The organism is Paracoccus seriniphilus (genome assembly GCF_028553745.1).
Lineage (GTDB): Bacteria > Pseudomonadota > Alphaproteobacteria > Rhodobacterales > Rhodobacteraceae > Paracoccus > Paracoccus seriniphilus.
In genome coordinates, this window is the sequence record NZ_CP067129.1 from 1,333,023 (window position 1) to 1,354,668 (window position 21,646).

General features: G+C 61.9%; 24 protein-coding genes. 4 read left to right on the plus strand and 20 right to left on the minus strand.

What is annotated here, in order from left to right; translation table 11 throughout:
- Positions 1-216: 216 nt before the first annotated feature.
- Positions 217-642 carry a VOC family protein gene (locus JHW44_RS06505; protein ID WP_089345455.1) on the plus strand — a complete coding sequence of 142 codons (426 nt, stop codon included), beginning with the start codon at positions 217-219 and terminating at the stop codon, positions 640-642.
- 57 nt (positions 643-699) lie between these two features.
- On the opposite strand, the gene JHW44_RS06510 is transcribed toward JHW44_RS06505, so the two are convergent.
- From JHW44_RS06510 to ectA, 4 genes are read right to left on the minus strand one after another with little or no spacing between them, the layout of a single operon-like run.
- A complete protein-coding gene (locus JHW44_RS06510; protein ID WP_089345469.1) occupies positions 700-2,136 on the minus strand; it encodes an aspartate kinase in 1,437 nt (478 codons plus the stop codon).
- 4 nt (positions 2,137-2,140) lie between these two features.
- Complete coding sequence (locus JHW44_RS06515; protein WP_089345454.1) at positions 2,141-2,536, minus strand: ectoine synthase; 396 nt, start codon at positions 2,534-2,536, stop codon at positions 2,141-2,143.
- 5 nt (positions 2,537-2,541) lie between these two features.
- Positions 2,542-3,828, minus strand: coding sequence for a diaminobutyrate--2-oxoglutarate transaminase (gene ectB / locus JHW44_RS06520; RefSeq protein WP_089345453.1), 1,287 nt, complete (start codon positions 3,826-3,828; stop codon positions 2,542-2,544).
- 53 nt (positions 3,829-3,881) lie between these two features.
- Entirely contained in the window at positions 3,882-4,430 is a 549-nt protein-coding gene (gene ectA / locus JHW44_RS06525; protein ID WP_089345452.1) for a diaminobutyrate acetyltransferase, read from the minus strand.
- A 226-nt stretch (positions 4,431-4,656) separates the two neighbouring features.
- Between ectA and JHW44_RS06530 the strand changes: the two genes are divergently transcribed.
- The gene (locus JHW44_RS06530) at positions 4,657-5,160 is read left to right on the plus strand and encodes a MarR family winged helix-turn-helix transcriptional regulator (RefSeq protein WP_089345451.1); all 504 of its coding nucleotides are present in this window, start codon (positions 4,657-4,659) and stop codon (positions 5,158-5,160) included.
- 11 nt (positions 5,161-5,171) lie between these two features.
- Here the strand turns inward: JHW44_RS06530 and gndA are convergent, their stop codons facing one another.
- The 12 genes from gndA to JHW44_RS06590 all read right to left on the minus strand — a co-directional run bounded on the left by gndA (position 5,172) and on the right by JHW44_RS06590 (position 16,109).
- Positions 5,172-6,572, minus strand: a complete 1,401-nt coding sequence (gene gndA / locus JHW44_RS06535) for an NADP-dependent phosphogluconate dehydrogenase (protein ID WP_089345450.1) — start codon at positions 6,570-6,572, stop codon at positions 5,172-5,174.
- A gap of 107 nt (positions 6,573-6,679) precedes the next feature.
- Positions 6,680-7,528, minus strand: coding sequence for a pyridoxal kinase (gene pdxY, locus JHW44_RS06540; protein ID WP_089345449.1), 849 nt, complete (start codon positions 7,526-7,528; stop codon positions 6,680-6,682).
- Positions 7,525-8,214: an MOSC domain-containing protein gene (locus JHW44_RS06545; protein WP_089345468.1), complete on the minus strand. Its 690-nt coding sequence runs from the start codon at positions 8,212-8,214 to the stop codon at positions 7,525-7,527. Before JHW44_RS06545 ends, pdxY begins: the two co-directional genes overlap by 4 nt.
- Positions 8,215-8,309: 95 nt before the next feature.
- Positions 8,310-9,206, minus strand: a complete 897-nt coding sequence (locus tag JHW44_RS06550) for a 2-dehydro-3-deoxygalactonokinase (RefSeq protein WP_089345448.1) — start codon at positions 9,204-9,206, stop codon at positions 8,310-8,312.
- Positions 9,207-9,242: 36 nt separating this feature from the next.
- Positions 9,243-10,187 carry an AEC family transporter gene (locus JHW44_RS06555; protein WP_089345447.1) on the minus strand — a complete coding sequence of 315 codons (945 nt, stop codon included), beginning with the start codon at positions 10,185-10,187 and terminating at the stop codon, positions 9,243-9,245.
- Entirely contained in the window at positions 10,184-11,002 is an 819-nt protein-coding gene (locus JHW44_RS06560; protein ID WP_089345446.1) for an MBL fold metallo-hydrolase, read from the minus strand. The genes JHW44_RS06555 and JHW44_RS06560 overlap by 4 nt, the downstream gene beginning before the upstream one ends.
- The gene (locus tag JHW44_RS06565) at positions 10,999-11,805 is read right to left on the minus strand and encodes a TatD family hydrolase (protein ID WP_089345445.1); all 807 of its coding nucleotides are present in this window, start codon (positions 11,803-11,805) and stop codon (positions 10,999-11,001) included. Before JHW44_RS06565 ends, JHW44_RS06560 begins: the two co-directional genes overlap by 4 nt.
- A gap of 3 nt (positions 11,806-11,808) precedes the next feature.
- On the minus strand, positions 11,809-12,921 hold the full coding sequence (locus tag JHW44_RS06570) for a DNA polymerase III subunit delta' (protein ID WP_276327953.1): 1,113 nt from the start codon (positions 12,919-12,921) through the stop codon (positions 11,809-11,811).
- Positions 12,918-13,514: a dTMP kinase gene (tmk, locus tag JHW44_RS06575; protein ID WP_089345444.1), complete on the minus strand. Its 597-nt coding sequence runs from the start codon at positions 13,512-13,514 to the stop codon at positions 12,918-12,920. Before tmk ends, JHW44_RS06570 begins: the two co-directional genes overlap by 4 nt.
- On the minus strand, positions 13,515-14,660 hold the full coding sequence (locus JHW44_RS06580; RefSeq protein WP_089345443.1) for a D-alanyl-D-alanine carboxypeptidase family protein: 1,146 nt from the start codon (positions 14,658-14,660) through the stop codon (positions 13,515-13,517). It abuts the gene before it with no gap.
- 121 nt (positions 14,661-14,781) lie between these two features.
- A complete protein-coding gene (locus JHW44_RS06585; RefSeq protein WP_245847321.1) occupies positions 14,782-15,456 on the minus strand; it encodes a DUF2270 domain-containing protein in 675 nt (224 codons plus the stop codon).
- 80 nt (positions 15,457-15,536) lie between these two features.
- Positions 15,537-16,109, minus strand: coding sequence for a thymidine kinase (locus JHW44_RS06590; RefSeq protein WP_089345442.1), 573 nt, complete (start codon positions 16,107-16,109; stop codon positions 15,537-15,539).
- Between the two features lie 168 nt (positions 16,110-16,277).
- On the opposite strand from JHW44_RS06590, the gene JHW44_RS06595 reads away from it, so the two are divergent.
- Positions 16,278-17,471 (plus strand): multidrug effflux MFS transporter, encoded by a 1,194-nt coding sequence (locus JHW44_RS06595; RefSeq protein WP_089345465.1) that lies wholly within the window; start codon positions 16,278-16,280, stop codon positions 17,469-17,471.
- Positions 17,472-17,547: 76 nt separating this feature from the next.
- Here JHW44_RS06595 and JHW44_RS06600 read toward each other — a convergent pair whose 3' ends face one another.
- Positions 17,548-18,840 (minus strand): DEAD/DEAH box helicase, encoded by a 1,293-nt coding sequence (locus JHW44_RS06600; RefSeq protein ID WP_372800128.1) that lies wholly within the window; start codon positions 18,838-18,840, stop codon positions 17,548-17,550.
- Between the two features lie 410 nt (positions 18,841-19,250).
- On the minus strand, positions 19,251-19,478 hold the full coding sequence (locus tag JHW44_RS06605) for a hypothetical protein (protein ID WP_089345441.1): 228 nt from the start codon (positions 19,476-19,478) through the stop codon (positions 19,251-19,253).
- A 128-nt stretch (positions 19,479-19,606) separates the two neighbouring features.
- Between JHW44_RS06605 and JHW44_RS06610 the strand changes: the two genes are divergently transcribed.
- Positions 19,607-19,858 (plus strand): DUF2312 domain-containing protein, encoded by a 252-nt coding sequence (locus JHW44_RS06610; protein ID WP_089345440.1) that lies wholly within the window; start codon positions 19,607-19,609, stop codon positions 19,856-19,858.
- 116 nt (positions 19,859-19,974) lie between these two features.
- Here JHW44_RS06610 and JHW44_RS06615 read toward each other — a convergent pair whose 3' ends face one another.
- A complete protein-coding gene (locus tag JHW44_RS06615) occupies positions 19,975-20,802 on the minus strand; it encodes a class II fructose-bisphosphate aldolase (RefSeq protein WP_089345439.1) in 828 nt (275 codons plus the stop codon).
- Positions 20,799-21,641, minus strand: coding sequence for a 5-deoxy-glucuronate isomerase (locus tag JHW44_RS06620; protein ID WP_089345438.1), 843 nt, complete (start codon positions 21,639-21,641; stop codon positions 20,799-20,801). The genes JHW44_RS06615 and JHW44_RS06620 overlap by 4 nt, the downstream gene beginning before the upstream one ends.
- Between the last annotated feature and the right edge of the window lie 5 nt (positions 21,642-21,646).

Below are 21,646 nucleotides of genomic sequence, written 5' to 3' on the forward strand. Positions count from 1 at the left end.
TATATCTATTGTATTAATATGCATAATTAGCCTGCATTATCTGCGGCTATACAATACAACCCTAATGCGCTTTGGCTGACCTCAGGGAAGCATGGTCTTTGCATTCCCTGTCATGACTGGAGCGAATCGCTTTGACCTGTCCCTTGGTCTTGCGCAGCCGTTCCGTCATGCAATAGTTTCTGCAAACCGGATCGCCCGTCGCGAAAGGACGCCCGAATGAGATCTCTGTTCCATCTGGCCATTCATGTCGAGGATCTCGACGCCGCGCGGCAATTCTATGGTGGGGTTCTCGGTTGTGCCGAAGGGCGGTCAACGGACACCTGGGTGGATTTTGACTTTTTCGGTCATCAACTGTCCCTGCATCTGGGAAAGCCCTTCACGACCACGCGCAGCGGCAAGGTTGGTGACCACATGGTGATGATGCCGCATATGGGGGTGGTGCTGCGGCTGGATGACTGGATGACGCTTGCCGAAAGATTGCGCAACGCCGGTGTGCAATTCGATATCCCGCCGGTGATCCGTTTCGAGGGGCAGGCGGGCGAACAGCGCACGATGTTCTTTTTCGACCCGTCCGGCAATCCGATCGAGGTCAAGGGATTCAAGGATTTCGACGGCCTGTTCGAAGTGGCGCCGTCGCGCTGAGCGAAATCGACCCGCCACCGAAACGGCAGCAGGTCCGACAGGTCATGGACGCGGCGGTCAGGCCGCCTGTGAAAGATCGGCTTCCCGGTCTTCGACCAACTCGGCATGCAGGGCCTTGATTGCCGGTTTCAGAACATCACGTTCGACAATGAATTGCACATCGACCTGACGCGGACCCTGAGTGGCGCCTATTGCTTCCAGACCTTTCCCGGCCAGGGCATTCAGGCCGCGACTGAGAACCGCCAGCCCGTCCAGGTTTCGCCCCACCGCCGCGACCATCGAGATGCCGCGCGAGGTGACAGCGGCCGAGGGATATTTTTCGACCAGATCCTTTTCGACCCGGCGCAGGACCTTCAGCGACGTGTCGACATAATGGGTGATGGTATTGGCATTGGAGACCTTCGAGACGATGCGCACATTGTGCCGGGTCAGGATGTCGATGATCGTGGCGTCATAGCCTTTGACACCCACCATGTCCTGTTCAAAGACTTCCAGCGCGAACAGATCCAGCCCGGTGACGATCTCTACCGCCGATTCAAGGGCTGGCTGATCGTCGATCAACGTGCCCGAGTCTTCGGGTTCGAAGGCATTGGTCACGCGCAGGGGCACGCCGGATTGACGCAATGTCTTGGCAGCTTTCGGGTGGATCGCCTCCATGCCCAGATTGGAAAGCTGGTCGGCCACATCGTAATTGGTCCGGCCCAGCTTGCGCACGGCGGACACGCCGACAAGATTGGGATCTGCCGAGGACAGATGGAATTCCTTGTGGATGATTGCCTCCTTCGCGCCGGTCAGGGCGGCCAGGCGCGAAAAGGTCACCTCGGAATAGCCGCGATCAAATTCGCGCATCAGCCCCTCGGCACATTGCGCATAGCCCGTCACGATCGGCATTTCCGTCGAAGGGTCGACATCCTTCAGAGCATTCTCGACCCTCTGGGAGAGGGTGACATTGCCCTCGTCACGCCAGCCCGAAAGATCGACAAAACGTGCGTTGACGCCGGCGCGCTGCAGCATCAGCACCGTGACAAAGGCGGAATGCGCCTCGCCAAGCCCCGAGAGCAATTCGCGCGTTTGCAGCATATGTTCCGACAGACGAAAATGCCCGTAGGAACATAGACGCTGCAGGTCGATCAGGCAGTTTCTGGCGCCCAGAAGGCGATCCTTGACGAAGGCCCCGGCGCGCTCGATATCGGCCGGATGTTCCAGAACCTGACCATGGGCCTGCGACATGGCATCGGCAACACGGTCCAAGGCATCGTGCCAGCGATGGTCGCTGTCGGAATTGGCAAAGGCCGCATAGACGCCGGCCTCGCCTGATTTCTTGTGCTCCAGCAACAGGTTGGTGATGCCGCCAAAGGCGGAGACGACAAAGATGCGCCCGTAAAGCGAACCACCTTTGCGACCCGCGATGAACAGGCTGTCGCGCAGTTCATTGACCCGCGACATCGATGTGCCGCCGATTTTCTCGACCGTATGTTGCTGGGGTTCTGTCATCATGTCAGTCCGCAAGTTCTTCTACAGGTGCGTAAGAGCCATCTTCGCGATGGACTTCCGTGCCGGTCACCGGTGGATTGAAGCAGCAGGCCATGACCAGTTCTTCTTCGGCGCGCAGCGTGTGCTTGTCATGAAGGTTCAGCGCATACATGACGCCCGGCCTGATCTCATGAGTTTCGCCGGTGGCCAGATCGGTGATCGAGCCTCGACCCGACATGCAGTAGACGCTTTCGAAATGGTGTTTGTAGTGGAACGTATGTTCCGACCCGGCTTCCAGCGTCGTGATATGGAAAGAAAATCCCATCCCGTCATCAGCAAGAAGCATTCTGACCGAATTCCATTTCGCATCCGAAACGGAACGGTCGGTTTCCTTGAGCTTGTTGAAATCGCGAACGATCATATCGGTTACTCCGCAGCAAATTTTGTGGTTTCAAGGGTGTCACGGGCCGCATCGATCAGAATGTCAAAGCCCTTGTTGAACAGTTCGACCGAAGTGGTCAGCGGTGCCAGCACCTTGACGACCTGCCCCTGGCTGCCCGAAGTTTCGATGACCAGGCCACGCTCATAGGCGCGCGCGCAGATCTCGCCAGCCAGTTCGCCGCTGCCGACATCGACGCCGCGCATCAGGCCACGGCCCTTGAGGAAAGAGCCCGGGATCATGCGTGACAGCTCGGTCAGGCGTTTCTTGATCAGCTCGGCCTTTTTGGCCAGTTCGGTCTCGAAGGCAGCATCGGACCAGAATTTCTCGATGGCGACGCGCGCGGTCACGAAGGCATGGGTGTTGCCGCGAAAGGTGCCGTTATGCTCGGCAGGGCCGAAAACGTCATGTTCCGGTTTGACCAGAACGAGGGCCAGCGGCAGGCCAAAGCCCGACACCGATTTCGCCATGGTCACGATATCGGGCATGACACCCATTCCCTCGAAAGAGAAAAAGGTTCCGGCGCGGCCACAGCCTGCCTGAATGTCGTCGATGATCAGCAAGGCGCCGTGTTTTCTGGCGGTGCGGACGATCTTCTTGATGAAATCGGCCGATGCGGCGTTCAGGCCACCTTCGCCCTGCACCGTTTCCAGCATGATGGCGGCAGGCGCATCGATCCCTCCCGAGGCATCCGACAGCATCTGTTCCAACAGGGCGGCGCTGTCCACGCCACCGGCGTAGGCATCGAAGGGCATGCGGGTCACGCCCTGCGTGGCCATTGCGGCACCACCGCGATGATAGCTGTTACCGGTCGCGGCCAGGGCACCCATGGTCACGCCATGAAAGCCATTGGTGAAGGCGATGATATTGGTCCGGCCAGTGGCCTTGCGAGCGATTTTCATCGCTGCTTCGACCGCATTCGCGCCGGTGGGGCCGGTGAACATCACCCGGTGATCCATGCCCCGTGGGGCCAGGATATGCGTGTCCATGGCGTCCAGAAAGGCGGCCTTGGTGGTGGTATGAAGGTCCAGGCCATGGGCCAGCCCGTCGCCGGAGATATGGTCGATCAGGGCAGCCTTCATGTCGGGGTCATTGTGACCATAGTTCAGCGACGAACATCCGGCCAGAAAATCGATATGTTCCGCGCCGTCTTCGCTGGTCAGTACCGATCCGCGTGCCGAGGTGAAAACGGCGGGGATGCCGCGGCAATAGGAACGTGCTTCGCTTTCGCGGCGCGTGAAGATGTCGGTCGGGGTGGTCATGTCTTTGGGCATGGGTCTTCCTTTCGCACCATGTGCGTTCGGGGAAATGCGTGCTTTGCAGAGAATCAGGCGGCTTGCGCGGTCTGTGCTGTGGCCGACTGGGAAAGCGTGATCGTCACCATGTGTTCGGTGGCATGCTTTCCATCAAAATGGGTGTCGCGCGTGTAATGTGCGCGGTCGGACAGTTTCCCGCCGATCTCGCGGGCAAAGCTGCGGAACAGCGCCCAGGAGGCTTCGTTGTCCTTGGTGATGGTGGTGTTCAGGCAGGTGGCTTCGGTGCAGATGTCGCGCGCGGTAAGGTGCTCCAGCATCCGACGACCCAGCCCCAGGCCGCGTGCCTTGGGGCTGACGGCAACCTGCCAGACAAACAGCGCGTTCTTGTTCGGAATCATGTGACCCGAAATCCAGCCGACGACCTCGCCATCCATTTCCGCCACGACGCAGGTATCGGCGAAATGCTCTGCCTGGACCAGATTGCAGTACATCGAATTCTCATCCAGTGGCTTGCACTGACGCACCAACTCCCAGACCGCGGCACCATCGGTGCTGTCCGGGCGGCGCATGGTCAGGGTGCGCGGACGAAGTGTGTCGAAATCTGCCAGGTCCTTGGGCATAGGCTCGTGATCCTCAATTGCTTCGGCTATCTAACTAGTAAAGGACCGCTAAGGTTGCAACCCGTTCGCAGAAAAGCCGAAAAATCCCGCTAATTCACTGAATCAAAACAGGTAATCTGCACAATGTGCATCTCGCATGCGCAGAAATTGCTTAGTCAAGCGAATTATTTTTTGACAGATATTTAGAGGATTGAAGGGAATTGCCCTCTCATGGCACTATCAGCGCATGAGCAGGATCGAGCCAGACCGTATTGATGATGCGCTGATTGCGCTGCGCCGCATCTTGCGCGCGACCGAACTGCATGAGCGCGATCTGGCGCAATCCGTCGGGCTGACGCCAGCCAAGCTGCGGGTCTTGCAGTTGCTGGCCGGAAAGGGCACCGGAAGCGCGACCCCGACCGAACTGGCCCGCCACATGGGTGTGCGCCAGGCGACGGTGACGACGCTTGTCGATCAGTTGGAAAAGCTGGGATATGTCAGCAGGCATCGCTCCAGCAGCGACCGCCGGCAGATGCTGATTTCGGTGACACAGGCCGGCGCGGATGCGCTGCGCAATGCGCCCAATGCCCTGCAGCAGCAATTCGTGCACGGATTCGCGAAACTGGCGGATTGGGAGCAGGCAATGCTGATTGCCGGGCTGGAGCGTGTCGCCTCGATGCTGAACGCGGGCGAGATCGACGCTTCGCCGGTCTTGGCGACGGGCGACATCCGAACGGGCCGCCCGCGCTAGTCTTTCAGGTTCTAATGCGACGCGCCCCAGGGGCCGTGCTTGTCGTCAACGCCGTCAAGGCGCTCGAAACCATGCGCGCCAAAGAAATCGCGCTGCGCCTGGATCATGTTGGCAGTGCCGCGTGCGGTCCGCATCATGTCGAACCACATCAGCCCCGAAGCCAGCGCCGGCAGCGGATGGCCCGCCGCGATGGCGCTTGCCACCACCTGGCGCAGCGCGGGCAGGGCGGATTCGATCAGATCGGCAAAATAGGGTGCCATGACCAGGTTGCGGGCCGGATCCTCGGCCAGCGCATCAGCCATATCGTTCAGCATGGCCGAGCGGATGATACAGCCTGCGCGCCAGACCCTTGCTATGCCCGGCAGATCCAGCGACCAGCCAAAGCTTTTCGCCGCCGCATCGATCATCGAGAAGCCCTGTGCATAACACAGGATCTTGCCCGCGATCAGGGCCTGTTCCAGAGTCTCGGCAGGCAGGTCGATTGCCTGTGCGGATGCGCCGAAACGGGCCTGTCCGGCCTGACGTTCATCCAGACGGGCCGAAACATTGCGCGCCATGACGGCAGCCTCGATCACCGGAATAGGCGCGGCCAGATGCTGGGCCTCGATGGCGGTCCAGCGCCCGGTGCCTTTTTGACCGGCGCGGTCAAGAATCATGTCGACCATCGGCTTGTCGCTGTGCGGATCGTTGGCAGCAGTGACCTTGGCGGAAATCTCGATCAGATAGGATTGCAGGGGGCCCGCGTTCCAGCTGTCAAAGACCGTCGAGATGTCGCCGGCGCTTTTGCCCATGCCGTCGCGCATCAGGCCATAGACCTCGGCGATCATCTGCATGTCGGCATATTCGATTCCGTTATGGACCATCTTGACGAAATGTCCGGCCCCTGCATCGCCCATTCGCGCTGCGCAGGGGCTGCCATCCTCGGCCTTGGCCGAAATCGCCGTCAGGACATTGCCGATCCGGTCCCAGTCATCCGCGCTGCCGCCAGCCATGATCGAGGGACCATGGCGCGCGCCTTCCTCGCCACCCGAGACGCCCATGCCCAGAAAGCGGAAGGGCAGGCCCGCGGCGCTGCGGCGATTGGTGTCGTGAAAATCGGCATTGCCCGCATCAATGACCAGATCGTCGCTGTCCAGATAGGGGGTCAGGGCGTCCAGTTGGTCATCCACTGCCTGTCCGGCGGGAACCATCAGGATGATGGTGCGCGGTTTGGCGATGGCCTTGACCAGACCTTCCAGAGTTTCGGTCGGGACAACGCGATCAGCCAGATCACCGGCGGTCGCGTGAAAGCGCCGCGTCACCTCGGTGGTGCGGTTCCAGACGGCAATGGGAAAGCCTTTTTCGGCAATATTCAGGGCAAGCGCCGCGCCCATCGTTCCCAATCCGATCAATCCGATTTCGGCCTGTGACATTGCCGGTCTCCTAAGCAGGTCTGTTTCGCGAGGTGTTTACGCTAACGCACGGGCAGTGTCACGAGAGGCCATTGCTTGGCACCAAGGCATTTTGCCGCCCGGTCTTTCTACAGTTGCAACAGCGCCTGGCGAAAGCCTGGATCGCTCAAGACGACTTCGCCAGCCCCGATCTGCGCCGCATGGGACAGAGCTCCGGCCGTCAGGTCCTGGGCCTTGCCGACAGCCGTCGGCAGATCGCGACCACGAGAGATTCCGGCCATGACCAAGGCTGCGAAAAGATCACCCGTGCCGGGCAGGGCAACGGGTTGCAGCGCGGTCCGCTGGCGCAGGGTATGGCTGCCTTCACAGATGATGGTTTCCAGCATGTCGCGCGGCGTATCCGCAAGCACGCAACCGGTGGCGACGGTGATTCCCTTCTCCGCCAACCGCAGATGGCGGGCGGCCTCTTCAAGCTGGGGCAGGGAGGTGACCGGAAGATCGGTCAGATAGGCCAGTTCAAAGGCATTCGGCGTCGCCAGTTCGGCCATCGGAAGCAATCGGTCGCGCATCACGGCGGCGATCTCGGGCGGAACATACAGTCCGGGGGCATGATCGCCCATCACCGGGTCGCAAAGATAGCGCAGGTCGGGATTGGCCTGTTTGGCGCGGGCAATGAAATCCGCCGTCAGTTCGGCCACCTCGACAGATCCGATATAGCCGGTCATGATCCAGCTTGCCCGTTGCGGCAATTCGCGTTCCTGCGCGCCCAGCAGCAGGTCAGCGAACAGATCCGCAGGCACCGCCGCGCCACGCAGGGTCGGATAATGGGGCGTGTTTGAAAACAGCACGGTCGGGATCGCCGCCACCTCCAGACCGGCGGCCTGCATCGGGAAGACCGCGGCGGAATTGCCGACATGGCCAAGGACGACCTGGCTCTGGATCGAGATGATCAGGGGCGGGCGGGTTTGCGTGGTCATGCTGATCCTTCCAGTCGTGCAGTCCAGTCTTCGATCCTTCCGCTGTCCAGGCGGCGGCGCGCATATTTGCGCCAACCCTCTGCCAGAACGGAAAGCCCGGCAATTTCGGTCAGAAGGTCGCGGTTCATCCGGTCGACATACATCGCATGCCACAACCGTTGGATCGTCCAGTCCGGGGCCAGGCGCTCGACAAGGGTCATCTGGTCGCCCGGCGTCACCTGGCCGGGTTCCAGCACCCGGTAATACCAGCCGGTTCGACCGCTCTCCTGCACCTGTCGCGCCATGCCGCGCTGGCCAAAACGCAGATCCAGCTTCCAGCAGGGTTGCCGCCCCTGCGAGACCTGGATCAGCGCAGTGCCAAGGCGGAAGATATCGCCCACCGCGATATCGCTTTCCCGAATGCTATTGGTCGAGATATTCTCTCCGAACGCTCCGGGGCGCGCCAACACCGGGCAATCGCCCAACTCGCTGCGCCAGACCGGATAATGATCCTGCGGGTAATGGTGCAGGGCCTTTTCGGGGCCACCATGCACCCGCCGGTCAGCCTGCGCATCACCCTGCAGCCCTTCGTCGCCGATCTGCGTCACGCCTCGGATGGGGGTCTTGGCGATGCCGGAATCGACCGTGCTTGTGCCGATGGGCGCGATCTGGCCGGTCAGCAGGACAGGGGAGGTTTGCAGGGGCATGGGATGGCAGACCGATTTGCAGGGAATGGCATGTCTGGGGTCGATACGACTGCCATCATGCCGCGTCAACAAGGCCGAAGGTGTCGGTTGTCGGCTCAGGTCGTTTTGCCACGCTCTTTGGCCATATGGGCCCTGGCCATTCCCGCCAGGGTCATGGCGCTGGATGACACCTGTCGGGGCTGCAGTCCCTGAGCAGAAAGTGCGCCGCTATACAGCCCTGTCCAGGGTCCATCACCGATCACCGCAACCTGTTGCCCCAGCCAATAGGGGCGCGCCGCTGCAAGCTCTATTCCGATCAGCAATCCGTTCAATCTGGCCCGGGCGCGATCGGCAGGCAGGGCGGACAGCTGCATCTCGGCCCGGATCGAGCCGATTTCGGCGGCTATGGCCGCGGGGCGGGTCATGGCCTGTTCGACCGCGCCCAGAAAATCACTGTCATCGGCGATGCCATCAGCCTCTGCCTTGGCGTTCATGGGGGGCGACAAGGCGGCGGAGAGCTGCGGCGTCACGAAATTGCGAAAGCTGACGGCTTCGCTGGCGCTGATATGCACCCAACTGCTTTGCGCAGGCGTCAGGCAGAGGGCGACCCCGTCGAATTTCTCGTTCTGGATCAGGAATCCGGCGATGGCGGTCTCTTCGCCCGAAAGTCGAGCAGCGGGTCGCTGCTGGACGATCCCCGGCAGATAGGTGATCCCGGAAAGCCCCGGTTGATCGGCGGGCAGGTAGGGCGCATCCTCCCACGCGCCAATGCCACAGGGCACCGAGGCCGCGCCGCCCAGTTCATGCCCGCAGCAGATCACCGACAGGTTCTGGCCATGCGCGATCTCGCCGTCCAGCAGACGCAGAATGGCCTGCTGCAATGCTGCATGGTCGCTTGACGCAGGGGAATCACCTGCCCGTTGGGCGACAAGCGTGCCGTCAGACCCCATGACCCAAAGCTTCAGGTGATCCGACAGGCAGTGAACGGCGATCATTTCGGGTTTGCTCATCATTCGGTCCTTGTTGAACGCGGATGGTTCCGGGTTGGGTTATGGCAGAATCGCCAGCCACATCCAGATGGTGAAGATCGAGGCTGCCGTGGCCACCAGAACCGTGCTTGCAGCGACCCGCTTGGCGCTGCCATAGATATTGGCAAAGAGATAGGCATTGACGCCCGGAGCCATCGAGGCCGTCACCACGGCCGAGCGCATTCCCGCGACATCCAGCCCCGCCATGCGCCCCAGCCCATAGGTGATTGCCGGATGCAGGATCAGCGCGCAGACACAGCACATGGCAATCGTGGCCAGATCGCCTTCGGGGCGGTAGCGATACAGAATGCCGCCAAGGCCGAACAGTGCAGCAGGCAGCGCGGCGCGCACCAGCATGTCCACCGCCGCCCAGAAGCCCGCGGGCATGACCAGCCCGGCGCGCATTGACAGGTTCATTACCACGCCGCAGGCAATGCCGATGACCAGCGGTGTGCGCAGGACGCCGGAAAGGGCGCGCAGCGCGACCCGGCCCACCGAGAGGTCCTGCCCGCGCGCCCGCGTGAACTCCATCGTGGTAATGCCAAAGGTGTAGAGCATCGGCGAATGCAGCACGATGATCGCCCAATTTCCACTGAGGGCGGCGGGCCCATAGGCGCGCTCGGTGATGGGCACTCCCATCAGAACGGTGTTGGAAAACAGGCAGACAAAGCCGATCGCCACGCAATCGGGCAGGGGGCGGCGAAACAGATAGCGTGCCCCGGCCCAACCCAGCGCAAAGCTGGAAAATGCACCGATATAAAAGGGAAGCAACAGCGAAAGGCGGAATTCGCTTTCGATATCCAGCCGCGCCATGGATGCGAACAGCAGGCATGGCACCGCGAAATTCTGGGCAAAGCGCATCAGCCCGTCGGCATCGCGTTCGCTGAACCATCCGCGCCAGCTGACAAGATAACCAAAGCCGACCACCAGAAAGACGGGTAGGACTATGGTGAAGAGTGCGCTCACGATGCGTCTGGCACCGGCGCCGGGCGCAACTCGGTCGTCAGTTCCATGCCGTCATGCGCCGGGACGATATGCGCAGGCGTGCGGGCCATGACATCATCGTAATCCATGTCGATATGCATGTTGGTCAGCACCCCCTTGGACGCCCCGGAGCGGGCCAGCCATTCCAGCGCCTGGTCCAGATGGGCATGGCTGGGATGAGGTTCGTGCCGCAGGGCATCGCAGATGAAGGTGTCAGCGCCCGAAATGACCTCCCAGGCTGCCTCGGGAATGGCCGAGACGTCGGGCAGGTAGACCAGCCCGGCAACGCGGAATCCAAGGGCGGTAATCTCTCCATGCTGGACACGGAATGGGTGAAAGGTGATGTCGCCGCCAGCCCCCGAGACCGTGACCGGCCCGTCGATCTGATGCAGATCGGCGATTGGCGGATAGAAGCTGCCCTCGGGCGTCTGGAAGATATAGCCGAAGCGTTCGATCAGTGCGCTGCTGGTCGGCTCATCGGCCCAGACCGGCATCCGCCGCTTGGCATTGAAGACCAACTGGCGCAGGTCGTCGATGCCATGCACATGATCGGCATGGGGATGCGTATAGATCACCGCGTCCAGCGTTGCGACATCCGCATCCAGAAGTTGCGGCACCATATCAGGGCCGGTGTCGATCAGAACCTGCGTTACCCCGCCGTTCTGCTGGCGTTCCACCAGCAGGGAACAGCGCCGCCGCCGGTTCCTGGGGTTGGACGGATCACAGCTGCCCCAGCGGTTTCCCAGCCGGGGCACGCCACCTGACGAACCGCAGCCCAATATGGTTGCGCGGATCACGCTTCACCTCCGGCGGCCTTTCGGAACAGGCGGTCGAAATTGGCCGAGGTCTGACGGGCGAAGTCTTCGTAACTCAGGCCGAACACCTTGGCACCGACTACGGCGGTCTTGGCGACATAGGCCGGTTCATTGCGCTTGCCGCGATAGGGGGGCGGCGCAAGATAGGGGCTGTCCGTCTCGATAAGGATGCGATCAACCGGAGCGGCGGCAAAAATCTCGCGCAACTCGGTCGAGCGCGGGAATGCGGCGATCCCCGACATCGACAGGTAAAAGCCCAGGTCGAGCGCCGCCTTGCCCAGAGCCGCGCTGGAGCTGAAGCAATGCATCACGCAGTCAAAGGCACCGGCGCGATGTTCCTCGGTCAGAATCTGCGCCATGTCGTCATCGGCATTGCGGGAATGGATGATCAGCGGCAACTGCGTGCGCCGCGCCGCCTCGATATGCAGGCGCAGGCTCTCGCGCTGGATTTCGGCGCTTTCTGCCGTGTAGTGGTAATCCAGACCGGTTTCGCCGATGCCGACGAACTTGGGGTGCCTGGCCATTTCGACAAGCTGTTCGACGGTGGCCATCGGCTCGTCGGCGACGCTCATCGGATGGGTTCCAGCGGCGTAGAACACGCCGTCATGGGCCTCGGCCAGGGCGCGCACCTGCGGCTCTTGCCGCAGTTTCGTGCAGATCGTGACCATGCGGGTCACGCCGGCCTCTCTTGCGCGGGCAATCAGGGCGTCTCTTTCGCCCTCGAAATCAGGAAAGTCGAGATGGCAATGGCTATCGACAATCGGCGGTAAGGCCGCTTGGATCATGGGTCAACCTTTGGCTGGCAATGCGGATTGTGCTGGCGGAAGATGCGCCAGTTCGGTGAGCATATCCATCACCAGCGCGGCGGGGTCAAGGTTGACGGCCTTCCCCGAACGTGCGCGGGCGGACAGACGCGCCTGGGCCTCGGCCCAGTCCCGCGCTGCCAGATCATGCGGCGACAAACGGCTAAGAAGCTCTCCCTCGCCCCTGGCTGCCTGGGGCAGGGGGGCGCCCATCAGCCCGGCGCGGGCGGTTCGGGTCAGAAAGCGGTCAAGAAGCGTTGTGATCAGATCGAAGGGATCGCCATCGGCATTGGCGCGTTTTGCTGCGGCCTCGGCCAGCTTGTTGGCGGCCAGACGGTCCATGCGTGGCAGGGTTTTGAACAGATCAATGATCTGCTGATAGTGCTGCAACCCGCCCTGGCCGGTCAGCCGCAAGGCCTCTCCGACCGAACCCTCGGACAGGGCGGCCAGCGCCTCGGCGTCTTCCTCGACGCCCAGTCCGGCCAGCGCCTGCGTCATCAGTTCCGGTGACAGGGCATTCAACCGCAAGGTGCGACAGCGCGACCTGATGGTGGGCAGCAGCCGCGCGGGCTGATGCGCGATCATCAGGATCAGCCCGTCCCTGGGCGGCTCTTCCAGAACCTTCAGCAGCGCATTGGCGGCCTGCGTGTTCATTTCGTCGGCGGCATCAATGATGGCGATGCGCCGTCCGCCCTCGGCTGCGGACATGTGAAAGAAGGACAGAAGACGGCGGATTTCGTCAACAGTGATCTCGGCGCGAAGTCGGCCGTTCTTGTCATCCCATGGCCTGCGGATCAGTTGCAGGCGCGGATCCGACAGGGCCGCGATGCGCCGCGCCACGGGATCATCCGGCGCAACCGACAGATCGGAACTGGCCGCCCCCGACAAGAGCCAGCGTGCGATGGACCAGGCCAAGGTCGCCTTGCCGACGCCGCGCGGCCCGGTCAGCAGCCATGCGTGATGCAGGCGGCCGCCGCGTTCGGCCTCGACAAAATCGCGAATGGCAGCGTCCTGCCCATAAAGCCGGGTGGTCATGCGCGGATGCGGCGCGCCGGGCACCCGGTCGGGTTCGGGGATATCGTCCAGATCGGTTTTCACAGCGCCGCCCGGATGCGTGCGGCCACTTCGTCAGCAGTTCCGCTGGCGTCGATGAGGCGCACTCTTTGGGGAAATTCACGGGCAAGGGAACGAAAGCCGGTTGCCAGCTTCTGCTGGAATTTCAGACCCAGACTCTCGAACCGGTCTTCATTTCCGCCACGGGCGTTGCCGCGTGCCAGCGCGATTTCCGGGTCGATGTCCAGAATGAAGGTCCGGTCGGGTTCGGTGCCGATCATGAGCGCATGCAGACGATCGACGACATCGCGCAGATCGGCCCGTGCCGCGCCCTGATAGATGCGGGTGGAATCCGCGAAACGGTCGGTGATGACGGTCTGCCCCTGTTCAAGGGCGGGCATGATGGTGCGTTCCAGGTGATCGCGCCGCGCCGCCGTGAACAGCAGGCATTCGGTTTCGGGCGACCAGCGCTCGCCATGCCCTTCGACCAGCAGGCGGCGGATTTCCTCGGCCCCCTTGCTGCCGCCGGGTTCGCGTGTGTGGACCACCTGCCGTCCCTCGTCACGCAGGGCCTGTGCCAGCAATGCGGATTGCATCGTCTTGCCGCAGCCGTCGATTCCCTCGAAGCTGATGAACATTTACAGGCCCACGGCTTCGAACGCCTTGTGGCCCAGCCGCAGCACCGCGCCTTTCATCCGGCCTGCAAACCCGGCCTCGGGCACGTCCTGCATGGCAATCAGCGGGGTAACGGCATCCTTGGCTCCGGGCACGGTCACGACCAGATCGCCCAGCCGGTCGCCCTTCTTGATCGGCGCGGGGATGGGCGAGTCATAGACCGCCTCGACCTTGACCTGATCCTGGGCACCTGCGGGAATCAGCACGCGCACGCCGTCTCTGGTGGTCAGGCCGACGCGGTTGGTCGTTCCCAGCCAGACCGGAGCTTCGACCACATTCTGTCCGGCGGGAACCAATGTCTGCATGGTGAACTGGCGGAAGGCCCAGTTCACGATCCGCTCGGCCTCTTCGGCACGGGCGGTTTCTGTCGGCAGCCCGGTAATCACGAAAATCACCCGGCGACCGTCCTGCACGGCCGAGCCGACCAGGCCATAGCCGGCCTCCTGGGTGTGGCCGGTTTTCAGACCGTCTGCCCCGATGCCCAGCTTCAGCAACGGGTTGCGGTTATAGCGGTTGGCCGGAGCGCGATTGTCGAAGGGAAATTCGGTCAGCGAGAAATTCTTGTAGAGATCGGGGAAATCCTCGATCAGGTGCTGGGCCAGGATCCCCAGATCATGTGCGCTCATGCGGTGGCGGGGATCGGGCCAGCCCGAGGCATTGGCAAAGGTCGATTGGGTCAGCCCAAGTTCCTTGCCCTTTTCGGTCATCTGGCGCGCAAAGGCGTCCTCGGTGCCTGACAGCCCCTCGGCAACGACCACGCAGGCATCATTGCCCGACAGGACGATGATCCCCTTGATCAGTTCCTCGACCGTGGGCCGGTCCTGTTCGTTGAGGAACATGGTCGAGCCCTTCATCTGCCGGGCCTTGGTCGAGACCGGCAGGCGGGTGTCCATCTGGACGCGCCCTTCATCCAGGGCTTCGAACAGCATGTAGACCGTCATCAGTTTGGACATCGACGCCGGCGGAATCGCTTCATCGGCGTTCTTTTCCATCAGAATGGTGCTGGTCGAGACGTCGTAGACCCAGGCCGTTCGCGCGTTGGTATCAAAAGCCTGCGCCGGGGCGGCCAGTGACAGCACTGCGATGAACCTCAACAGAAATGCGCGCATGGGATGTCCTTTGCCTGTTTGCTGACGATGGTTACAGGATCAGGTCCACCCTCGCAACGCGGCGTGCGCACGTCACGCGGGAAATTGAACCGGAAAATGCAGGCAATGGCCCGGTTGCGGTTCACCCCATGCCCAGAGGGTCGCTTTTCAACCTTGCACGGGCGGCATCCTGCTGTTCGCTGACATAGGCGATTATGCCCCAGCTGATGCAATAGACCGCGCCGACCAGCAACACCAGCCAGCCGGGCAGGGGGCCGATTGCGGCACGTTCCAGCAACTGTCCGGTCGATTCCAGCGGTGTGGGGTGGACGACCAGCTTGCCCATATAGGCGACGGTCTGGATCAGCAGTATCCAGAAATAGTTGCGCCGGATGCGCCGTCCGATCGCGGTCCACATGCTGACGTGATAGGCGGGATGCAGGTAATCCTCGGCCAGGCGATCCTGCCACTGTTCTTCCAGATGCAGGTTTCCTTCCTTCAGGATAGGAGCCATGAAATGCAGTTCAAGCCAGCGGCAACGCGCCCGCCAGACATTGAAATAGCGATAGCGTCTGGCCTCAAGCATCAGGAAGAAGATGATCAATATGCCGACCAGCACCAGCGGCAGTGGCGATGCCTGTGGTGAGGAATAGGTGATCGACAGGGCCACGCCCAGGGTGACGACCGACCAATTGGTCGTGGTGTCCAGTCGCGTGCGCCAGATGGTTGATCGATAGACCTCGCCGCGATACAGATGCGCAACGACGCCCATCTCTGCCGCGTCCAGTTTCCTGCGGGTTTTCGCGCTGCCGTCCATTTATGCACTCCCTGCCTTGCAGAGTGGCAGCAATCATCCTTTCGGGCAAGAGTGGAGCGCGTCGTATCCCGCGTGCGCGGCTATTGTCCGACCGCCTCGCGCCAGTGACGCCGACACAGCGAGACATAGGTCTCGTTGCCGCCAACCTGTACCTGGGCGCCTTCGGTATGCACGCGGCCCTCGCCATCACGGCGAATGACCATCGTGGCCTTCTTGCCGCAATGGCAGATGGTGCGCACCTCGCGCATTTCATCGGCAAGGGCCAGCAGTGCGGCCGAGCCGGGAAACAGCTCGCCCCGGAAATCGACGCGCAGCCCATAGCACATGACGGGCAGGTTCAGGTCATCCACCACCCGCGCCAATTGCCAGACCTGTTCCGCGGTCAGGAACTGGGCTTCATCGACGAAGACACAGGCACAGCCTGCAGCCTGTGCACCGATCTGTTCGAACAGATCGCTGTCGGCGGTGAAGGTATCGGCATCCTCGCCAATGCCGATGCGGCTGGCGATCCGGCCCGGGCCCGCGCGGTCGTCCAGAGCAGCCGTCAGCAACAGGGTGCCCATGCCGCGTTCGCGGTAGTTATGGGCTGCCTGCAGCAGCAGCGTGCTTTTGCCGGCATTCATCGTCGAATAGTGGAAATAGAGCTTGGCCATGTCGGCAGCAGATAGCGCCGCATCCGGATGACGGCAAGCCGTAGAACCGGGCGAGTGGCAGGGTTGTTTCGCGGGCGCGAAACTGGCATATGGTGCCAAGGCGACGGTTCGTGATAATTGGCACGTTCCTGCGTCGCCCTTTTCATTTTCCAGAATCAGGTGTTCCCGATGCGTGACCCATTGTTCCGCATGGCTCTTGTGTTGGGGCTGCTGTCTGCCGTCGGCCCCTTTGCAATCGACATGTATCTTCCCGCCATGCCGCAGGTGGCCCAGGATCTGGGCACCACCGAGGCCGGGGCGGCGCTGACCTTGACCTCTTACTTCATCGCCTTCGGCATTGCGCAGATGTTCTATGGCCCCATGGCGGATTCCATCGGGCGCAAGCGGCCCTTGATCCTTGGGGTGGTTGTTTTTATCGTCGCGACCATTCTGGCGGCCATGGCACCGACCATCGGCTGGTTGATCGTGGCGCGTGCTGTTCAGGGGCTGGGCGCGGCGACGTTGATGGTTGTGCCACGCGCGGTAATCCGTGACATGGCGACCGGACCTGCGGCGGCGCGGATGATGGCGCTGATCATGATCGTGATCTCGATTTCGCCAATGCTGGCACCCCTGACCGGGTCGTTGGTCATGGCCTGGGGTGACTGGCGCGACATCTTCATGGTGCTGGCCGTGGCTGCGATCATCAGTCTGTGCCTGATCTTCTTTGCGCTGCCCGAAACCCTTGCGCCCGGGAACCGGCGCAAGGTGCAGCTTTCAGCGATGTCCTCGGGCGCGCGCCGCCTGCTGTCGGATCGCCGCTTCATGGGGCTGACCATGATTGGCGGCTTTGGCATGGCCAGTTTCTTCGTGTTTCTGTCATCGGCCAGCTTTGTCTATACGCGGCAATACGGGCTGAGCCCGACCGGATTTTCGATTGCCTTTGCCATCAATGCGGTCGGCTTTTTCTCGGCCAGCCAGTTTGCCGCCCGCCTGGCCGAGAAATTCGGGATGGAGCGGGTCATCTCGCTTGCCATTACCGGTTTCGCGGGCATGACACTGCTGTTGACCATGATCGTCTGGCTGGGCGTGGATGATCTGCCCGTCGTGATCGCAGGGCTGTTCCTTGCCAATGCCTGCCTTGGCCTTGTCATTCCGACCGCCATGGTGATGTCGCTTGATCCCCATCCCGATATTGCCGGACTGGCATCATCTCTGGGCGGTACGATCCAGATGCTGACCGGAGGCGCGATGATCGCCTTGACCGGCCCTTTCATGCAGAACTCCTCGGCCACCATGGTGCCTGCCATTGCGACCTGCGCCCTGTTGGCGTGGCTGGCTGCGGCGCTGTCCCTGCCAAGATTGCGCCTGGGCACCGCATGAAAAAAAAGCCGCAGGACGAAAATCCTGCGGCTTTCCCTTATTCAGAGAACTGGCACCCGGGTGAAACCGGATGGTCTCAGGCCTGCTGGTTCCTGGGCTTGCGCGACGGACGGCGCGCCGGGCGTTTCTGACCGCCGGCATCCATCGGCTTGCCCCGCATGCGTCCACCGCGCGCGGCTGCGGGGATCGAGGTGGGAACCTCGCCGCCGATGACCGGGATCGGTGCTTTCATGGCGCGTTCGATGGCGCGCAGTTCTCCGACCTCTGCCGGTGCGCAGAAGGCGACCGCCCGTCCTTCGCGGCCCGCACGCGCGGTCCGGCCAATCCGGTGCACATAGTTCTCGGGAACGTTGGGCAGGTCATAGTTGTAGACATGGGCCACATCGGGAATGTCCAGACCACGGGCCGCCACGTCGGTGGCAACCAGAACCTTGGTTTCGCCGTTGCGGAACGCCTGCAGCGCGCGTTCGCGCTGCCCCTGGCTCTTGTTGCCGTGGATCGCGGCGACCGCAAAGCCCCATTTGTCAAGCAGTTTGGTCAGCTTTTCACAACCATGTTTCGTGCGGCCAAAGACCATGGCCAGTTCGCCGGTGTGCTTTGACATATATTCCGCCAGCAGGGTGGCCTTGTCTCCCTGAGAGACGAAATGAACGCCCTGTTCGATCTTTTTGGCGGCCTGTCCCGGAGGGTTGACGGCAACCTTGACCGGATTGGTCAGATAGGTGTCCGACAGTTCCGACATCAGCTTCGGCATGGTGGCCGAAAACATCAACGTCTGCCGTTCACGAGGCAGCATCCGTGCGATCTTGCGCAGCGTGTGGATGAAGCCGATGTCCAGCATCTGATCGGCCTCGTCCAGCACCAGGTAAGTCGTTGCTTCCAGGCTGATGGCGCGACGCTCGATCAGGTCCATCAGACGGCCCGGCGTTGCAATCAGCACATCGACGCCCCGTGACAGACGTTCGGTCTGCACATTGATCGAGGCACCGCCCACAACACGAAAGCTGCGGATCGGCGTGCCTTCGGCATAGGCGTCGATATTGGTGGCAATCTGGGTTGCCAGTTCGCGCGTCGGTGCGAGGATCAGCGCGCGGCAGGTCCTGGGATCGGGTTTCTTGCCGAACTTGATCAGGCGGGTCAGCATCGGCAGTCCGAAGGCTGCCGTCTTGCCCGTGCCGGTCTGGGCAAGGCCCAGAACATCGCGACCTTCCACGATGGCCGGAATGCCCTTTTCCTGGATCGGCGTGGGCTGATTCAGCCCCAATGCGGCGATATTCGCATTGATGCGCGGATCGATCCCCATATCTGCGAATGCGCCCGTGGGCAGCGGATCACGCGCGGGTGCCTTGCGGCCTTCATTGGCGCGCATGTTGTTCAGGGGTTGGCTACGCTTCGGGCTGTTGCTGCCACGAGCGGGGCGGCGGCGGGAATTCTTCTGTTCCATAAGATCTTTCATCCCGACATCCCTCGTACCGGATGCAGGGTCACTGCCACGCATCAAGGCGCGGCGAACACAGGGATGCGGACCCGATACGACGAGGATGTCCGCAAGCCTCCCCGCGTGAATGGGAAACTGGATTGATTGTGACACCTGCAAGAAATTTCTCGCGGCTGCTCACGCGGCAACGGTGTCGACTAGGGGTCAAATGGGCGAATGCCGCAGATAAGTCAAGCCGTTGTCGCGACAATATCCCCGGATTCGATGGTTTGATCGTCGCGCCGCGAATTCTGTTGCAGATATGCGTGCTGCCCTGCCATCCGCGATCTGCCTCGGCGGGCCTACTTGCCCAGCACGATTCCGATGACAACCAGCATCAAGCCAATCATCGAAGCGGCCAGCGCGCCCATGTTGACGGCCAGAACCCCGCGCATGCGTACGCGCAACTGCGCATCGTCCAACCCGGCACGGCGCGCCTTGGCGACGGTGACGATGCACCAGATCAGGGCAAGCAATCCCGCAATGGTCAGCGCGGCGCCACCCCAGATCACCCAGTCAAAAACAGTCATGTTGGCCTATGTCTTTCTGTCATGTTCCAGCCAGAAGGGCCTAGCCGCGATTGCGCACGGGAACAAGAGAGCCTAACAGTCTGACCGCATATGGGCAGGCCCGGAAACGAAGGAAAGGACAGGAAACCATGTCGGAAGATCGCAGCTACGGCGTTGCCGCCGATGAACTTCGCCAGTTCATCGAGCAGTTCGAGCAACTGGAAGCTGAAAAGAAGGATATCTCCGAACGCCAGAAGGAAGTGATGGCCGAGGCCAAGGCGCGCGGCTATGACACCAAGGTCATGAAGAAGATCGTCGCCCTGCGCAAACGCGACCGCGACGATATCGCGGAAGAAGAGGCACTTCTGGAAATGTACAAATCCGCCCTGAACATGATCTGATGTTTGCGCCGGGGCCGGGTCATTCCGGCCTCGCGCCACAGGGCATCATGCCGCAATCGGCAGCCAGCGTCCGGGATCCGGCCGAAACTTCCGGCCGGATCCGTCTTTCGCCAGTATCAGGCTTTCATCGTGCGCAGCACGTGCCGGGTCGCGGCGACCACCGGGTCATGGGTCTCTGACAGGATCGACACCCGATCGAAACGGGTCGGATCACGGTTCACCGCCTCGCGCAATGCGGCACCAAAGGCCATGCGCAGCTCGGTCCCGATATTGAACTTGCAGATCCGCGATGTGCGCGCCAGCTTCAGCCGCTGCTCATCCGGCACGCCGGACCCGCCATGGATGACAAGCGGCACCTCGGTCACGGCCTCGATGGCCCGAATGCGCTCTTCGTCCAGGCCAGCTCCGCTTTCCTGTTGAAGATGCGTGTTTCCGACCGAGATCGCCATGGCATCGACGCCGGTTTCCCGCGCAAAGCGCGCCGCTTCGGCCGGATCGGTTCCCGCCGAGGCCTCGCCTCCGGAATAACCGACAAAGCCGATTTCTCCTTCGCAGGAAATACCCGCTTCATGGGCCATCTGCGCAATCGCCGCAGTTTCGTCGATATTCTGCTGCAGAGGCTTGCGCGATCCGTCGAACATCACCGAGGAAAAACCGCAATCCAGCGCGATGCGGCATTCCTCATGGGTATAGCCGTGATCAAGATGCGCCACGACCGGGACGCTGGCATTCTCGGCCAGATAGGTGAACATCCGTCCCAGAACGGGCAGCGGCGTATGCGCGCGACAGCCCGGTCCGGCCTGAAGGATGACCGGGCAGTTCTCGGCCTCGGCGGCGGCGACATAGGCGCGCATCTCTTCCCAGCCGAGGGTAACCAGCCCGGCGACGGCATAGCCGCCCCCGAGCGCGGGTTGCAATACATCTGAAAGCGTTGCCAGCGTCATTTGAACTTTGCCACCATGTCCTTGATCCCGGGGATCGTTTCAACCTGATAGGCATGGGTCGGCTGGAAGTATTGCACCAGCGAACGCTGTGACAGACCGCCAAGGATGGTGAAGTAATACATCTCATAGCCGGGCAGGGCGCAGCAGGGATGATAGCCCTTGTCCAGCTTGATCGTCGAGCCGTCGACGATGTGATAGGCGTCTCCGGGCAGATTGTCTTCGCGCTGCAGCATCTGCAGACCGGAACCGTGATTGGGCCGGAAGCGGAAGTTGTAGGTCTCGTCATGCCGCGTTTCCAGCGGCAGGCGGTCGGTGTCATGCTTGTGCGAGGGAAAACCCGACCAGCCACCCTGACCGACGGTGAACAGTTCCGACACCAGCAGCCGGCCGACCTTGTCATGCTGTTTCTGGCCAAGGATATGCTTGATCTTGCGATGGGTCTTGGTGTCATCGCTGCCGTATTGCACCAGGTCGATGCCGTCGGCGCGAACGTCGAAGGGATCCAGGACCTTGTCGTATTTGGCACCGGCAATGAAGACTTCGGTCTCATCCGAGGTGCAGACCATCTGGGCCTTGGCACCGACGGGGACATAGACACCTTCCGGCTCTCCGTCCCAGACATCGACACCGCGATTGCCCAGGGACGGGAAGGCCACGCCCTCGACGTCCACATCCACGGTGCCCGTGGCGGGAACGATGCAGGTTTCATAGCCCGGCACGCTGTATTCGAAGGCCTCGCCCTTCTTCAGCTTGACGATGTTGAAATAGTTCAACGGCACCAGCGAGTCTTCGACATCGACGATGGGTTTGTTCTGGTTGTCATAGGGGGGGATATGCATGTGTT

Excerpts from the sequence above, each read along its gene's own strand:
- JHW44_RS06505 (WP_089345455.1), top strand. The coding sequence starts at position 217 with ATGAGATCTCTGTTCCATCTGGCCATTCATGTCGAGGATCTCGACGCC.
- JHW44_RS06510 (WP_089345469.1), bottom strand. The coding sequence starts at position 2,136 with ATGACAGAACCCCAGCAACATACGGTCGAGAAAATCGGCGGCACATCG.
- JHW44_RS06515 (WP_089345454.1), bottom strand. The coding sequence starts at position 2,536 with ATGATCGTTCGCGATTTCAACAAGCTCAAGGAAACCGACCGTTCCGTT.
- ectB (WP_089345453.1), bottom strand. The coding sequence starts at position 3,828 with ATGCCCAAAGACATGACCACCCCGACCGACATCTTCACGCGCCGCGAA.
- ectA (WP_089345452.1), bottom strand. The coding sequence starts at position 4,430 with ATGCCCAAGGACCTGGCAGATTTCGACACACTTCGTCCGCGCACCCTG.
- JHW44_RS06530 (WP_089345451.1), top strand. The coding sequence starts at position 4,657 with ATGAGCAGGATCGAGCCAGACCGTATTGATGATGCGCTGATTGCGCTG.
- gndA (WP_089345450.1), bottom strand. The coding sequence starts at position 6,572 with ATGTCACAGGCCGAAATCGGATTGATCGGATTGGGAACGATGGGCGCG.
- pdxY (WP_089345449.1), bottom strand. The coding sequence starts at position 7,528 with ATGACCACGCAAACCCGCCCGCCCCTGATCATCTCGATCCAGAGCCAG.
- JHW44_RS06545 (WP_089345468.1), bottom strand. The coding sequence starts at position 8,214 with ATGCCCCTGCAAACCTCCCCTGTCCTGCTGACCGGCCAGATCGCGCCC.
- JHW44_RS06550 (WP_089345448.1), bottom strand. The coding sequence starts at position 9,206 with ATGATGAGCAAACCCGAAATGATCGCCGTTCACTGCCTGTCGGATCAC.
- JHW44_RS06565 (WP_089345445.1), bottom strand. The coding sequence starts at position 11,805 with ATGATCCAAGCGGCCTTACCGCCGATTGTCGATAGCCATTGCCATCTC.
- tmk (WP_089345444.1), bottom strand. The coding sequence starts at position 13,514 with ATGTTCATCAGCTTCGAGGGAATCGACGGCTGCGGCAAGACGATGCAA.
- JHW44_RS06580 (WP_089345443.1), bottom strand. The coding sequence starts at position 14,660 with ATGCGCGCATTTCTGTTGAGGTTCATCGCAGTGCTGTCACTGGCCGCC.
- JHW44_RS06585 (WP_245847321.1), bottom strand. The coding sequence starts at position 15,456 with ATGGACGGCAGCGCGAAAACCCGCAGGAAACTGGACGCGGCAGAGATG.
- JHW44_RS06590 (WP_089345442.1), bottom strand. The coding sequence starts at position 16,109 with ATGGCCAAGCTCTATTTCCACTATTCGACGATGAATGCCGGCAAAAGC.
- JHW44_RS06595 (WP_089345465.1), top strand. The coding sequence starts at position 16,278 with ATGCGTGACCCATTGTTCCGCATGGCTCTTGTGTTGGGGCTGCTGTCT.
- JHW44_RS06600 (WP_372800128.1), bottom strand. The coding sequence starts at position 18,840 with ATGCGCGCCAATGAAGGCCGCAAGGCACCCGCGCGTGATCCGCTGCCC.
- JHW44_RS06605 (WP_089345441.1), bottom strand. The coding sequence starts at position 19,478 with ATGACTGTTTTTGACTGGGTGATCTGGGGTGGCGCCGCGCTGACCATT.
- JHW44_RS06610 (WP_089345440.1), top strand. The coding sequence starts at position 19,607 with ATGTCGGAAGATCGCAGCTACGGCGTTGCCGCCGATGAACTTCGCCAG.
- JHW44_RS06615 (WP_089345439.1), bottom strand. The coding sequence starts at position 20,802 with ATGACGCTGGCAACGCTTTCAGATGTATTGCAACCCGCGCTCGGGGGC.
- JHW44_RS06620 (WP_089345438.1), bottom strand. The coding sequence starts at position 21,641 with ATGCATATCCCCCCCTATGACAACCAGAACAAACCCATCGTCGATGTC.